Origin of the sequence: Sphingobium sp. SJ10-10 (assembly GCF_036038995.2) — a bacterium.
GTDB lineage: Bacteria > Pseudomonadota > Alphaproteobacteria > Sphingomonadales > Sphingomonadaceae > Sphingobium.
The window spans coordinates 2768708-2783195 of the sequence record NZ_CP158132.1 but is presented as its reverse complement, the minus strand read 5'-3'; the positions used below and the strand labels follow the sequence as shown (position 1 = coordinate 2783195).

12 protein-coding genes and 1 tRNA gene are annotated in these 14488 nt (G+C 63.4%); 5 read left to right on the top strand and 8 right to left on the bottom strand.

The annotated features are described in order from the left end of the window. Window positions 1–278 precede the first annotated feature (278 nt). Window positions 279–353 (bottom strand) — tRNA-Thr (locus VVT58_RS13530). Window positions 354–466: 113 nt separating this feature from the next. Here VVT58_RS13530 and VVT58_RS13525 point away from each other — a divergent pair. Continuing rightward, entirely contained in the window at window positions 467–601 is a 135-nt protein-coding gene (locus tag VVT58_RS13525; protein ID WP_254911417.1) for a hypothetical protein, read from the top strand. Between the two features lie 54 nt (window positions 602–655). On the opposite strand, the gene VVT58_RS13520 is transcribed toward VVT58_RS13525, so the two are convergent. Further along, complete coding sequence (locus VVT58_RS13520; protein WP_087573692.1) at window positions 656–2437, bottom strand: aminopeptidase P family protein; 1782 nt, start codon at window positions 2435–2437, stop codon at window positions 656–658. A 93-nt stretch (window positions 2438–2530) separates the two neighbouring features. Between VVT58_RS13520 and VVT58_RS13515 the strand changes: the two genes are divergently transcribed. Further along, a complete protein-coding gene (locus tag VVT58_RS13515) occupies window positions 2531–4591 on the top strand; it encodes a S9 family peptidase (protein ID WP_327753792.1) in 2061 nt (686 codons plus the stop codon). Continuing rightward, window positions 4591–4989, top strand: coding sequence for an acyl-CoA thioesterase (locus tag VVT58_RS13510; RefSeq protein WP_327753790.1), 399 nt, complete (start codon window positions 4591–4593; stop codon window positions 4987–4989). Before VVT58_RS13515 ends, VVT58_RS13510 begins: the two co-directional genes overlap by 1 nt. On the opposite strand, the gene VVT58_RS13505 is transcribed toward VVT58_RS13510, so the two are convergent. The 6 genes from VVT58_RS13505 to VVT58_RS13480 all read right to left on the bottom strand — a co-directional run bounded on the left by VVT58_RS13505 (window position 4986) and on the right by VVT58_RS13480 (window position 11416). Next, window positions 4986–5969 (bottom strand): TerC family protein, encoded by a 984-nt coding sequence (locus VVT58_RS13505; RefSeq protein WP_087573690.1) that lies wholly within the window; start codon window positions 5967–5969, stop codon window positions 4986–4988. The two genes, VVT58_RS13510 and VVT58_RS13505, sit on opposite strands and share 4 nt — an antisense overlap. A 233-nt stretch (window positions 5970–6202) precedes the next feature. Further along, window positions 6203–8071 (bottom strand): ABC transporter ATP-binding protein/permease, encoded by a 1869-nt coding sequence (locus VVT58_RS13500; protein ID WP_087573689.1) that lies wholly within the window; start codon window positions 8069–8071, stop codon window positions 6203–6205. 80 nt (window positions 8072–8151) lie between these two features. Beyond that, window positions 8152–8991 carry a 2,3,4,5-tetrahydropyridine-2,6-dicarboxylate N-succinyltransferase gene (gene dapD, locus VVT58_RS13495; RefSeq protein ID WP_327753788.1) on the bottom strand — a complete coding sequence of 280 codons (840 nt, stop codon included), beginning with the start codon at window positions 8989–8991 and terminating at the stop codon, window positions 8152–8154. Beyond that, entirely contained in the window at window positions 8988–9659 is a 672-nt protein-coding gene (locus tag VVT58_RS13490; RefSeq protein ID WP_327753787.1) for a pyrimidine 5'-nucleotidase, read from the bottom strand. Before VVT58_RS13490 ends, dapD begins: the two co-directional genes overlap by 4 nt. Window positions 9660–9735: 76 nt before the next feature. Further along, window positions 9736–10611, bottom strand: a complete 876-nt coding sequence (locus VVT58_RS13485) for an LOG family protein (RefSeq protein WP_327753786.1) — start codon at window positions 10609–10611, stop codon at window positions 9736–9738. Window positions 10612–10720: 109 nt separating this feature from the next. Next, window positions 10721–11416, bottom strand: a complete 696-nt coding sequence (locus tag VVT58_RS13480; RefSeq protein ID WP_066552985.1) for an extensin family protein — start codon at window positions 11414–11416, stop codon at window positions 10721–10723. 160 nt (window positions 11417–11576) lie between these two features. On the opposite strand from VVT58_RS13480, the gene VVT58_RS13475 reads away from it, so the two are divergent. Both VVT58_RS13475 and serA read left to right on the top strand, forming a co-directional pair. Continuing rightward, window positions 11577–12737: a phosphoserine transaminase gene (locus VVT58_RS13475; protein WP_087573686.1), complete on the top strand. Its 1161-nt coding sequence runs from the start codon at window positions 11577–11579 to the stop codon at window positions 12735–12737. Window positions 12738–12860: 123 nt separating this feature from the next. After that, on the top strand, window positions 12861–14441 hold the full coding sequence (gene serA / locus VVT58_RS13470) for a phosphoglycerate dehydrogenase (protein WP_327753784.1): 1581 nt from the start codon (window positions 12861–12863) through the stop codon (window positions 14439–14441). Window positions 14442–14488: the final 47 nt, after the last annotated feature.

Sequence of the window (14488 nt, the reverse complement as noted above, 5' to 3'; positions counted from 1 at the left end):
GGTTGCCGCTTCACGCAACAGCGCCACGTCGGCTTTCGATATGTTCCCCGTTTTCGCAGAAACCATAGGCGCGCGCCCAAGCCCCGATCATAAAGTCCGCGTGGGATGCCGAGCATAAGGCATGTGCCGAGCCCCAGGGAACTTGCAAGCGCCATTCCGCATGAGCGGCATCACGGATCGATGGAAACCTGTATCCTAACAACACAGTCCCAGTCATTATCCGAATTGCGCCCAGGGCGCCTTCTGGAGAAGGAATGGATCGCTATGTCATTGAAAAATGGTGCTGCCGGTGAGGATTGAACTCACGACCTCAGCCTTACCAAGGATGCGCTCTACCACTGAGCTACGGCAGCACTATTTCATCCATCTGGCTATATCGCGCCAGCGGAGCCGGGCCTATGGCCGCCTCATCGGCCCATGTCAAGGCGGCTTGCGGCGGAAGATGCAATTTGATTAAGGGCGGGCCATGGCAAACGATCAGGACGAACGAAAAGAGCGTTTGGCGCAGGCATTGCGGGACAATCTGCGTCGCCGCAAGGCCCAGTCACGCGAATCGCGCGACGCGGACAGCCCTCGAAACTCCACCGACGCCAAAGAATAGACCGGGCCAGTGGAGGCGCTTTGCTCCCGCAAAAGCAGGAACGCCATGAGCCGCCTACAAAGGCGCGCAGGCCGCCTTTAGCCAGTCAAGCGCATCGCCCTCCAGTTGCGGCCCGACGATCTCGATCACCTTGGCATGATAGGCATTCAGCCAGGTGCGCTCCTCGCCGGTCAGCAAGTCCACGGCAATCGCGTTGCGGTCGATCGGCGCGAGGGTCAGCGTCTCGAACCCCAGCATTTCCCGTTCGGCGCCCGGCACGTCGCGCGGTTCGACCAGCACCAGATTTTCGATGCGGATGCCATATTCGCCCGTCTTGTAATAACCCGGCTCGTTGGAGAGGATCATGCCCGGCTGGAGCGCCTCGTCGCCGCCGCCGAAGGTCGCGATCCTCTGCGGACCTTCATGCACCGACAGGAAGCTGCCGACGCCATGGCCGGTGCCATGGGCGTAGTCCAGCCCCTCAGCCCAAAGATACTGCCGTGCCAGCACGTCGAGCTGACCGCCCCGCGTCCCCTTCGGAAACTGCGCCCGGCCGAGCGCGATATGGCCCTTCAACACCAGCGTGAAGCGGTGCTTCATTTCCTCCGTCGGCGTGCCGATGGCGATGGTGCGCGTCACGTCGGTGGTGCCGTCGCGATATTGCCCGCCCGAATCGACCAGGTAGAGGCTGCCGGTCTCGATCGGCCGGTTCGTCTTTTCCTCGACCCGGTAATGCACCACGGCGCCGTTCGGTCCCGCGCCGGAAATGGTGTCGAAGGACAGATCCTCCAGCAACCCGGTCTCCTTGCGGAACGCCTCCAGCCTGGCCGCCGCGCCCAGTTCATCGACGCCGCCCTTGGGCGCCTCGACTGCGATCCAGTGCAGGAAACGGCTCAACGCCGCGCCGTCCCGCGCCTGCGCCGCCTTATGGCCGGCAATCTCGACCGGGTTCTTGACCGCCTTGGGCAGCACCGCCGGATCGCGCAAGGAAAGCACGGTCGCGCCGCCCGCCTCCAGCGCCTCGAAGATCGCCGCCACCGCGCGCTCGGGGTCCGCCGCCACGGTCTTCCCCGCAAAGCCCGCCAAGGCTCCGGCGAAATCGGCCCGGTCGTGCACCCGCACCGCATTGCCGAGATGCTTCACCACCGTCTCATCGATCTTCTCCGGCGCGACATAGATGTCCGCCGTCGCATCGGCATGGACGATGGCATAGGCGAGCGCCACCGGCGTCCGCTCCACATCCTTGCCCCGGATGTTGAAGGTCCAGGCCAGCGAATCGAGCGCCGACAGCACCGCCGCATCGGCGTGTTTCGCGGTCAGCCAATCGGCCATCGCCTGCCGCTTCTCCGCCGCCGACTGTCCGGCATAGCGGTCGTCATGCACCACCAGCTTGGCCTCGCTGGGGGCGGGGCGGTCCGGCCACACCGAATCGACCGGATTGGTGTCCACCGCCACCAGCGCCGCGCCGCGTTCGGCCAGCGCCTCGCTCGCCGCCTTCACCCAGGCGCGCGTGTGCAGCCACGGGTCATAGCCGATCCGGCCACCGGCAGGCGCATGCTCGCCCAGCCAGGCCGCCACGGATGTCTGCGGCACGCTCTCATATTGCCAGTGCGCCGCGTCCACCTGCTCGCGCACCTGGAGCGTATAGCGCCCGTCGACGAAGATCGCCGCTTCCTCCGGCAGCACGACGGCGCTGCCCGCCGAGCCCTGAAACCCCGTCAACCAGGCCAGCCGCTGCGCATAGGCGCCGACATATTCGCTCATATGCTCATCGGTCAGCGGCACGACAAAGCCATCCAATTTATCGCGCACCAGTTGGGCGCGGAGGGCTTTCAGCCGGTCTTCATGCGTAGACATCAAATTTCCCTTGGACTTGTCGCCCCTCTTGCACAGGGCCTATGGCCGCCAACATAAGCAGACCAATATCGTTTCGCCAGATCAGGATAGTGAATGACCGCTTCCCCCAAAGCCCCCACCGCCGACCGCCGCCAGCACAGCTTCTCCCATCACGGCATCACGGTGGAGGATCCCTATGCCTGGCTGCGCGATCCCGGCTATCCGGAGGTGAAGGACAAGGCGGTGTTGTCCTATCTGGAGGAAGAGAACGCCTTTTTCGAAGCCGCGATGCAGCCGCACAAAGTGCTGACCGACGCGCTGTTCGAGGAGATGAAGGGGCGCATCAAGGAAGATGACAGCTCGGTCCCGCAGAAGGACGGCGACTACATCTACTGGCGCGCTTTCGAGATCGGCGCGCAATATCGCAAATGGTATCGCAAGCCCGTCACCGGGGGGGAGGATCAGCTCATCCTCGATGAACCTGCTCTGGCGGAGGGGCATGAATATTTCCGCCTCGGCGCCATGTCGGTCAGCCCGGACGGACGCTACCTCGCCTATGCCATCGACAATAATGGTTCGGAGCGGTTCGAGGCGCGGATCAAGGATCTCTTTACCGGCGAAATCCTGCCAGAGATCATCCCCGACACCCTGTCCTCGCTGGTGTGGACGAGCGACAGCAAGGGCCTGCTCTACGGTATCGCCAATGAGCAATGGCGCACCGACAATGCCCGCCTCCACTGGCTGGGGCAGCCGGTGGAAAGCGACATCGAGCTGTTCCATGAGGATGACGAGGGCTTCCGCGTCTCGGTCGGCCTTACCTCCTCGGAAAAGTGGATCGTGATCGCGACCGGGGACCATGTGACGACCGAAGCCTGGCTGCTCCCCGCCGACAATCCCACCGCGAAACCACTGCTCGTCGCCCCGCGTCAGCCCGGCCGGGAATATGAGGTCGATGAGCATGAGGGCACGCTCTACATCCGCACCAACGACACCCATCCCAATTTCCGGCTGGTGAGGGCGACGCTGGAAACGCCCGGCCAGTGGGAAGAGGTGATCGCGTCGGACCCGCATTTCTACCTGACCGATTTCACGCTGTTCAAAGGCTTCTACGTCACCGAAGGGCGGCAGGACGGCCTCGACCAGATCGAGTTGCGCGACTATGCCACCCATAGCCCCAAGCGCATTCCCTTCCCGGAGGCCAGCTATTCGGCCTCGCTGGACGATAATCCCGAATATGACGTGACCAAGCTGCGCATCGGCTATGAATCGATGGTCACGCCGGACACGATCTATGACTATGATCTGGCGACGGGTGAACTCGAAGTCCTGAAGGTGCAGGAAATCCCGTCCGGCTATGACGCGACCCGCTACGCTACCGAGCGGCTGATGATCCCGGCCCGCGACGGCACGCCAATCCCGGTGTCGATCGTCTATCCCAAAGACCTCCCCCGCAATGGCAGCGCGCCGCTCAGTCTTTACGGCTATGGCGCTTATGGCATCGCGATGGAGCCGGGCTTCTCCACCAGCCGGCTTTCGCTGCTGGACCGCGGTTTCGCCTTCGCCCTTGCGCATATTCGCGGCGGCGATGATCTCGGCCAGCAATGGTATCTGGATGGAAAGCTCGACAAGCGGATCAACACTTTCACCGATTTTGTGGATGTGGCGAAGGGTCTGATCGACTTGGGCTACACCTCTAAGGGCAAAATCGGCATTTCCGGCGGATCGGCGGGCGGCGAGCTGATGGGCGCGGTGATCAACAGCGATCCCGATCTCTGGGGCGCGGTGGTGGCGCATGTGCCTTTCGTGGACGTGCTGAACACCATGCTGGACGAGACGCTGCCGTTGACGCCGGGCGAATGGCCCGAATGGGGCAACCCGATCGAGGACAAGACGGCGTTCGAGACGATCCTCTCCTACGATCCCTACAGCAATGTGAGCGCGCAAGGCTATCCGCCGCTGATGGTCACGGCCGGCCTCAACGACCCCCGCGTGACCTATTGGGAACCCGCCAAATGGGTCGCCCGTTTGCGCGCCACGAAGACGGACGACAATATCCTGATCCTCAAGACCAATATGGGCGCGGGCCATGGCGGCAAGTCGGGCCGTTTCGAAAGCCTCCACGAAACGGCAGAGGAATTCGCCTTCATCCTCTGGCAACTGGGCGTCGCGGACTGATGTCCTCCACCTATGTCACCCGGATCATTGCAGGCCCCGAGCATATCGACATTCTGGGTCATGTGAACAACGCCGTCTGGGTCCAGTGGATGGAGCAGGTCGCGACCGAGCATTGGACCCGCGATGCCGATCCGGCGCATCTCGATGCCTATGTCTGGGTCGTGACCCGGCATGAGATCGACTATCGCGGCAATGTGCAGCAGGGCGAAACCGTTTCTGTCCGGACCTGGATTCCGCAAGGTCCGCGCGGTGCGCGCTTCGACCGTCACATGGAATTCACCGGCCCGGACGGCAAGGTGAAGGTGTCGGCCAAGTCCACCTGGGCGATCATCGACAAGGAAACGGGCCGCATTCTCCGGGTTCCGCCAGAGGTCGCGGCCCGCTTTATCGAGGGCTAGGCGAGCCGCCGCTCCTCCGCCCTCGTCTTCCACAGCGACCAGCCCACACCTGCGCCGATCAGCGCGAAGGTCACGCCCAGGCTCAGCGCGGGCGGGAATTTTCCTTCATCCAGCAGGAAGTCCGCCACGAATATCTTGGCACCAATGAACACCAGGATCGCGGCCAGCGCATATTTCAGATAGTGGAAGCGATGCACCATCGCCGCCAGCGCGAAATAAAGCGCCCGCAGGCCCAATATCGCCATCACGTTCGACGTATAGACGATGAAGGTATCGGTCGTGATCGCGAAGATTGCGGGCACGCTGTCCACCGCGAATATCAGGTCGGCAAAGTTGATCACCACCAGCGCCAGCAGCAGCGGCGTCGCCGCCATCACCACCTTGCCCGTCTTCGGATCGGTCGTGCGCGCCAGGAAATGCTCGCCATGCAGCTCCGGCGTCACCCGCATATGCTTTGAAATAAAGCTGATTGCGGGATTCTTGCCCACATCCATCGGCTCATCGCCGCTGAACATCATCTTGATGCCGGTGAAGATCAGGAAGGCGGCGAACAGGTACAGCACCCAATAGGCCTGATGCAGCAGCATCGCCCCGCCCGCGATCATCAGGCCGCGCAGCACGATCACGCCGATGATGCCCCAAAGCAGCGCCCGATACTGATATTTGGCCGGAATGGCGAAATAGGTGAAGATCAGGCTGATGACGAAGACATTGTCGATCGACAGCGCCTTTTCGATGAAGAAGCCGGTAAAATATTGCATTCCCGGCTCCGGCCCGCGCACGAACCAGACCCAGCCGCCAAAAGCCATGGCGATGCTGATGTAGAAGACGGAGAGTTTCAGACTCTCCCTGATGTCGATTTCCTTATTCTCCTTGTGCAGGAAACCGAGGTCGAAAGCCGTCAGCGCCGCGACGATGGTGAAAAAGGCCAGCCAGAACCAGGCGGGCGTCCCCAGCCAGTCCATGAAGAGAAATTCCATGGGATATGCTCCTCTCGTTCAACAACAAAGGTTGATCGGAGAATCCGCTGCGATGGTTGGGGGTGGTAAGAGCCAAGCCGTCATGCGCATCGGAATGTCCGATGCGGTCCGACATCACGCGCTGTTTCAACATCAGCGCGCCAGAGGGGCCCGGTCCGCGAGGGAGAGATTAAGCGAGAGGGCGCCCGAAATCAAATCCTCCCTTCGCAAAGCGTGGGGAGGATTTGGAGAGGTCAGCCCCTGCCGCCCGGCACGACCACCTCGAACAGGTCTTCGATCTTCGGCTCGATCCCCGGCTCGACCGGCATATCGTCCCGCTCGGTCGCCTGTCGCGCCCACATGGCGGCGTAGAGACCATCGGCCCGCACGAGATCGCCATGCCGCCCGCGCTCGACGATCCGGCCCTGCTCCAGCACGATGATTTCATCCGCATCCACAACGGTGGACAGCCGATGCGCGACGATCAAGGTCGTCCGCTTGCGCGATATGCTGCGCAGCACGTCCTGGATTTCCGTCTCTGTTCGGCTGTCGAGCGCGCTGGTCGCCTCGTCCAGCACCAGCACCGGCGGGTCTTTCAACAGCGTCCGCGCAATCGCCACCCGCTGCTTCTCGCCGCCGGAGAGTTTCAGCCCGCGCTCGCCCACCCGCGTGGCATAGCCTTGCGGCAGGCCCATGATGAAATCGTGGATGGACGCCGCCCTGGCCGCCGCTTCGATCTCCGCCTGCGTCGCGCCTTCGCGCCCATAGCCGATATTATAGCCGACCGTGTCGTTGAACAGCACCATATCCTGCGGCACGATGCCGATGGCGGCGCGCAGGGATTGCTGCGTCACCCCGGCTATATCCTGCCCGTCGATCAGGATGCGCCCGCCCTGAATGTCGTAGAAGCGGAACAACAGCCGCGCGATGGTCGACTTGCCCGCGCCCGAAGGCCCCACAATGGCAAGGGTCTTACCCGCCGGTACGGTGAAGCTCACCCCATGTAAAATTTCGCGCTCCGGATCATAGCTGAAATGCACATGGTCGAAGCGCACTTCGCCCGCATGCGTTTGCAGCATCGGCGCGCCGGGCGCATCGCTGATCTCGGCCTGCGTATCGATCAGCTTGTACATCGCCTCCATGTCGATCAGCCCCTGCCGGATCGTCCGGTAGACCATGCCCAGCAGGTCGAGCGGCCGGAAAAGCTGGGCGAGCAGCGTGTTCACCAGCACCACGTCGCCGGTCGAGAATTGCCCCCGGCTCCAGCCCCAGACGGTATAGCCCATGGCGCCCGCCATCATCAGATTGGTGATCAGCGACTGGCCGATATTGAGCCAGGCGAGGCTGTTCTCCGACTTGACCGCCGCATCGGCATAGCGCCGCATCGCCTTGCTGTAGCGGGCCGCCTCGCGGTCCTCGGCGCCGAAATATTTGACCGTCTCGAAATTGAGCAGGCTGTCGACGGCATGGGCGACGGCGCTTGTGTCCATGTCCACCATGTCGCGGCGGAGCTGGTTGCGCCATTCGGTGATGGTGCGCGTGAACCAGATATAGAGCGCCACCATCACCAATGTCGCCGCGACCAGGCCGGGCCCGAATTTCACGAAGAAGATGACGCAGACCGCCGCCAGTTCCAGCACCGTCGGCGCGATGTTGAACAGCAGGAAATAGAGCATCGTGTCGATGCTCTTCGTGCCGCGCTCGACGATCTTGGTGACGGCGCCGGTGCGCCGGTCGAGATGGAAGCGCAATGACAGCCGGTGCAGGTGGACGAACACGTCATCGGCCAGCCGCCGCCCGGCTTCCTGCCCAACGCGTTCGAAAATGGCGTTGCGCAGATTGTCGAACAGCACGCTGCCGAAACGCGCGCCCGCATAGGCGACGACCAGCGCGATGGCGAGGCTTGCGCCGGACTCCATTCCCGGCGCCATGCGGTCTATGGCGCCCTTATAGGCGAAGGGCATGGCCAGGCTGACGATCTTCGCCACCAGCACAAGAGCCATGGCAATTGCGACCCGTCGCCGCAGCGCTGGAGCGTCGGCGGGCCAGAGATAGGGAAAGAAGCGCCGCATCGTCGCCCAGACGGGCGGAAGAGGCGAATTGTCAGGCGTGGATGGCGGCATAGGAGCCTATGTAGGGCTTCCTGCCGCCTCTATCCAGTCACAGAACAATGTGCTCCTGCGAAAGCAGGAGCACATCGCACTTAGTCCCGCAGCAGTTCGTTGATCCCGGTCTTCGACCGCGTCTGCGCATCGACCCGCTTCACGATCACCGCGCAATAGAGGCTCGGCCCCGGCGTGCCGTCGGGCAGCGGCTTGCCGGGCAGCGAGCCGGGCACGACCACCGAATAGGGCGGCACTTCGCCCAGGAAGACTTCGCCGGTGGTGCGGTCGACGATCTTCGTCGATTGGCTGATATAGACCCCCATCGACAGCACCGAACCCTTGCCGATGCGCACGCCCTCCACGACTTCGGAGCGGGCGCCGATGAAGCAATCGTCCTCGATGATCACCGGATCGGCCTGGAGCGGCTCCAGCACGCCGCCGATGCCGACGCCGCCCGACAGGTGGACATTCTTGCCAATCTGCGCGCAGCTTCCCACCGTCACCCAGGTGTCGACCATCGTGCCTTCATCCACGAAAGCGCCGATGTTGACGAAGCTCGGCATCAGCACGACGTTTTTCGCGATATGCGCACCCGCGCGGGCGAAGCTGCCGGGCACGGCGCGGAACCCGGCGGCGCGGAAGGCCGCTTCGTCCCAGCCGGCGAACTTGCTGGGCACCTTGTCCCACCAATGGCCGGCGCCGGGGCCATTGTCGATCATCGCATTGTCGTTGAGTCGGAAGGAGAGCAGCACCGCCTTCTTCAGCCACTGGTTGACCTGCCAGCCCTCCGCGGTCGGTTCGGCCACCCGCGCCTCGCCGCTGTCCAGCATCGCCAGCGCCTTGTCGACCGCCTGGCGCACGGCCCCCTGCGTCGACAGGTTCACATTGGCCCGGTCCTCCCAGGCGGCGTCGATGGTCGCGATCAGTTCGTTGCTCATGGTTGTTCCCCAAAAATATCCGCCAGAAACGGCGTCAGATGGTCGGTTTCGAAATCGATGAAATCGGGATGATGGCCATGGTCGCCCGCTTCCGAGCCGTTATTGACCCAGATGGTGGTCATGCCGATCGCCTTGGCGGGCTTGAGGTTGCGCGCCATATCCTCGAAAAAGGCGGCGCGGGCGGCATCGACCTTGTGCACGCGGCACAGCTCCGCATAGCCTGACGGGTCGGGCTTGGGCACATATTGGCAGGCGTGGATGTCGTGGATCAGTTCGAACGCGCCGGTCAGGCCCAGCTTGTCCAGCACCCGCGTGGCATAGGCGGCGTCGCCATTGGTGAAGATCAGCCGCCGCCCCGGCAGCGCGGCGATATGGGCGTTGAGCGCCTCGTCGACCTCCAGCCGGTCCATCGAAATGTCATGCACATAGTCGAGAAATTCGCGCGGCTCGATGCCGTGATGATGCATAAGGCCGGACAGGGTCGTGCCATGCTCCAGGAAATAGCGTTTCTGCGTCTGTTTCGCGATGACCGAATCGCAGCCGAGCAGACCCTGGATGAACTCGCCCATCTTCACGTCGATCAGCGCGAACAGGTCCGCCTTCGCCGGGTAGAGCGTATTGTCCAGATCGAAGATCCAGGTGTCGACATGGGCGAGATCGGCGCGCATGGCCGCGCCCTAGTCCTGTGCGACGGGGAGGGCAAGGATTGCTTGAAGCCGCTCCCCGATGCGGCGAGGATAAGATTCAGCAACCCGGCGCGTCGCTGTCCTGATAGAAGGTCTGCACTGCCTCCCACGCATCCTCTGCTGTCTCCACCCAGGTCAGCAGGTTGAGGTCGGACGGCGAGATCACCCCTTCGTCCGCGAGCGCCTCGAAATCCACCACCCGCGACCAGAAATCCTTGCCGAACAGCAGCACCGGGATCGGCTTCATCTTGCCAGTCTGGATCAGGGTCAGCAGCTCGAACATCTCGTCGAACGTGCCGAAGCCGCCCGGAAACACCGCCAGCGCCCGCGCGCGCAGCAGGAAATGCATCTTGCGCAGCGCGAAATAGTGGAACTGGAAGCTGAGTTCCGGCGTCACGAAACGGTTGGGCGCCTGCTCATGCGGCAGCACGATATTCATACCGATGGTGGTCTGGCCGACATCGGCCGCGCCGCGATTGGCCGCTTCCATGATCGAAGGGCCACCGCCCGAGCAGACCACGAAATGGCGGCATCCCGCCTCATTCACCGGATATTGCGCCGCAATCTGCGCCAGCTTGCGCGCTTCATCATAATAGCGCGCCTTCCTGCCCAGATTTTCGGCAATGCGCTTCTGCTCGGGTGTGGTCGCGGCATCGATCCGCGCCTGCACCTGCTCGGGTTCGGGAATGCGGGCCGAGCCGTAGAAGACGAAGGTCGATTCGATCTTCGCCTCGTCCATCAGCAATTGGGGCTTGAGCAATTCGAGCTGGAACCGCACCGGCCGCAAATCCTCCCGCAACAAGAATTCGGTGTCCTGAAAAGCCAGGCGATAGGCTGTGCTGCTGGTTTGCGGTGTTTCCACCCCCTTGCGGGCGTCGGCGGCTTCCTGACGGGCGGGGCGGAATTTGCGTTCTTCGATTTCTTTTCTGGTCATTTCCGTCAAGGTAAGCGGCCAAGGCGACAAAGCCAAGGTGCTTATCGGCAAAAGCCGCCGCTTTCCTGTTCACGCTCAACGGCAAAAGCCGCCGCTTTCCTGTTCACGCTCAACGGCAAAAGCCGCCGCGGCCGCCCATGTCGAAATGAAAATGATCGTGATGGGCCGCGTTATAATCGGGACTCAGCACCGTGCGGAACCGCTTGCAGGCGCTGGCATGGATGATCTCCAGAAACTGGCGGACGCGCTTGTCGCCGTTCCAGTCATTCTGGATGGTGATATGCCGTCCATCGCTCAGCAGGAAGCCCGACACGTCGACCGCATTGCTGTGCGCATGTTCGGAAAGCTTCCCGCTGCCCGCGATCGGCCGGCAATTATAGGTGCCGAAGGTCTCGATCCGCTCGACCTCCGCCCCCAGGATCAGTCGTGCGGCGGGTTGCACGCCGAAACGCGCCCAGGCCGCGAAATTGGCGGCGAGGCCACAGGTCATTGCCCCCAAATTGGTCGCCGGCACGCCGATGTCGATCAGCTTGACGCTACCCATCGCGTTGCATCCGCCGCCGAAATTCTGGTCGGGCAGCGGCGTGAACAGGATCGATTGCGAGTTCAGCTTCGCCATGCACTGGCGCAACTCCATCGTCGGCGGCGCGGCCGGGCGGGCGGTCCTGACCGGCTTGGACGGGCGCTCGACACGCCCGCGCGGCACCAGATCGCCGCCACAGCTTGCCAGCGTCAGCGCAACCGTCGCCAGGCCTGCAAAGCCCATGCCGCGAAGGACCGCTTTCCCCCTAACCCGCTCGAACATGGCTCAAGCATTTACCACGTCCGGCTGGCTCAAGGGTTAACGGCCGACTCGGTTCATCGCGTGCAGACATTCAACTTGACTCTTTGGCCGGAGACTTTAGGGCGGCCAGCGGGCCACGCGGTCCCAACGCCGCGCGAGCTCTCTGCAAGGAGAAGCGTACATGACTGATATGATTGCTGCAGACGCCACCATTGCGCCTGCCGCCAAGCCCGCAACCAAGCCGGCTCGCCCCTATTTCTCTTCCGGTCCCTGCGCCAAGCCTCCGGGCTGGAGCGCCGACAAGCTGAGCGCTGACTCCCTCGGCCGCTCGCACCGCGCCAAGATCGGCAAGACCCGCCTCGCTTACTGCATCGACCTGATGCGCGAGCTGCTGAACCTGCCCCAAACCCATCGCATCGGCATCGTCCCCGGCTCCGACACCGGCGCCTTTGAAATGGCGATGTGGACCATGCTGGGCGCCCGCCCGGTGACGACGCTGGCCTGGGAAAGCTTTGGCGAGGGCTGGGTGACGGACGCCGCCAAGCAGCTCAAGCTCGATCCGACGATCATCCGTGCCGATTACGGCCAGCTTCCCGATCTGGGTCAGGTGGACTTCTCGAACGACGTGTTGTTCACCTGGAACGGCACCACCTCGGGCGTGCGCGTGCCGAATGCCGACTGGATTCCGGCCGACCGCGAAGGCCTGACCTTCGCTGACGCCACCAGCGCGGTGTTCGCCTATGACATCGACTGGGCCAAGATCGACGTCGCCACCTTCTCCTGGCAGAAGGTGCTGGGCGGCGAGGGCGGCCATGGCGTGCTTATCCTCGGTCCCCGCGCGGTCGAGCGTCTGGAAAACTACACCCCCGCCTGGCCGCTGCCGAAGGTCTTCCGCCTTGTCTCGAAGGGCAAGCTGGCCGAGGGCGTGTTCAAGGGCGAGACGATCAACACCCCCTCGATGCTGGCGGTCGAAGATGCGATCTTCGCGCTGGAATGGGGCAAGTCGCTGGGCGGTTCCGCGGGCCTGATCGCGCGCAGCAACGCCAATGCGGCGGCGCTGAACAAGATCGTAGAGGAACGCGATTGGCTCGGCCATCTCGCCGCCGACGAAGCGTCGCGTTCGACCACCAGCGTCTGCCTGACCGTCGAGGGTGCGGACGAGGCCTTCATCAAGACCTTCGCAGGACTCTTGGAGAAGGAAGGCGCCGCTTATGACGTCGCGGGTTATCGCGACGCTCCGGCGGGCCTGCGCATCTGGTGCGGCGCCACGGTCGAGACTGCCGATATCGAGGCGCTCGGTCCGTGGCTCGACTGGGCCTATGCGACGGCCAAGGCTGCTTAATCCACCTATTTCCCTATTCCCCGTCATCCCAGCGAAGGCTGGGATCTCGGGCCTCTAGGTTCCACCTAGCCGCCTGAGATCCTGACTTTCGTCAGGATGACGAATGCAGAAAGGCAATTCGTCATGCCCAAGGTACTCATTTCCGACAAGATGGACCCCCGCGCCGCCGCGATTTTCCGTGAACGCGGCGTGGAAGTCGACGAAATCACCGGCAAGACGCCCGAAGAGCTGAAGGCGATCATTGGCGACTATGACGGCCTCGCCATCCGCAGCTCGACCAAGGTCACGAAGGACATTCTCGACCACGCGACCAACCTGAAGGTCATCGGCCGCGCCGGCATCGGCGTCGACAATGTCGACATCCCGGCCGCCTCGTCCAAGGGCGTGATCGTCATGAACACCCCGTTCGGCAACTCGATCACGACCGCCGAACATGCCATCGCGCTGATGTTCGCGCTGGCCCGCCAACTGCCCGAAGCCAATGCGCAGACGCAGCAGGGTCTGTGGCCGAAGAACGGCTTCATGGGCGTGGAAGTCACCGGCAAGACGCTGGGCCTGATCGGCGCGGGCAATATCGGCTCGATCGTCGCCAGCCGTGCCCTCGGCCTCAAGATGAAGGTCGTCGCCTTCGACCCCTTCCTGACCCCGGAACGCGCCGTGGAAATGGGCGTGGAAAAGGCCGATCTCGACACGCTGCTGGCGAAGGCCGACTTCATCACGCTGCACACGCCGCTGACCGACCAGACCCGCAACATCCTGTCGAAGGAAAATCTCGCCAAGACCAAGAAGGGCGTGCGCATCGTCAACTGCGCCCGTGGCGGTCTGATCGACGAAGCCGCGCTCAAGGAAGCGATGGATGCGGGCCATGTCGCGGGCGCCGCACTCGACGTGTTCGTGCAGGAACCGGCGAAGGAATCGCCGCTGTTCGGCACGCCCGGCTTCATCTGCACCCCGCATCTGGGCGCATCGACCGACGAGGCGCAGGTCAATGTCGCGCTTCAGGTGGCTGAGCAGTTGAGCGACTATCTGCTCGACGGCGGCATCACCAATGCGCTGAACGTGCCGAGCCTGTCCGCTGAGGAAGCCCCGAAGCTCAAGCCCTATATGGCGCTGGCGGAAGAGCTGGGCAGCCTTGTCGGCCAGCTCGAAGGCGACCGCATCCAGAGCGTTTCGGTCGAGGTCGAGGGCCATGCCGCCGAACTCAACCAGAAGCCGATCACCGCTGCGGTGCTGGCCGGTCTGATGCGCGTCTATTCCGACACGGTGAACATGGTCAACGCGCCCTTCCTGGCAAAGGAGCGCGGCCTTGACGTGCGCGAAGTGCGCCATGACCGCGAGGGTGACTATCAGACCCTCGTCCGCGTCACGGTGAAGACGGAAAGCGGCGACAAATCGGTTGCAGGCACCCTCTTCGGCCATTCGCAGCCGCGCCTGGTCGAGCTGTTTGGCATCAAGGTCGAAGCCGACCTCGCCGGTGACATGCTCTACATCGTCAATCAGGACGCGCCGGGCTTCATCGGCCGCCTGGGTTCGACGCTGGGCGAGGCGAACGTCAATATCGGCACCTTCCACCTCGGCCGCCGCAATCAGGGCGGCGAAGCCGTGCTGCTGCTGTCGGTCGACGGCGCGGTGACCGAGACCGTTCTTGCCGGCATCTGCAAGCTGACAGGCGTCAAGACGGTGAAGCTGCTGCGCTTCGCGTAACGCCCTGAAAGCCCTCCCCCCTCGGGGGGAGGGTTTGGGAGAGGGGG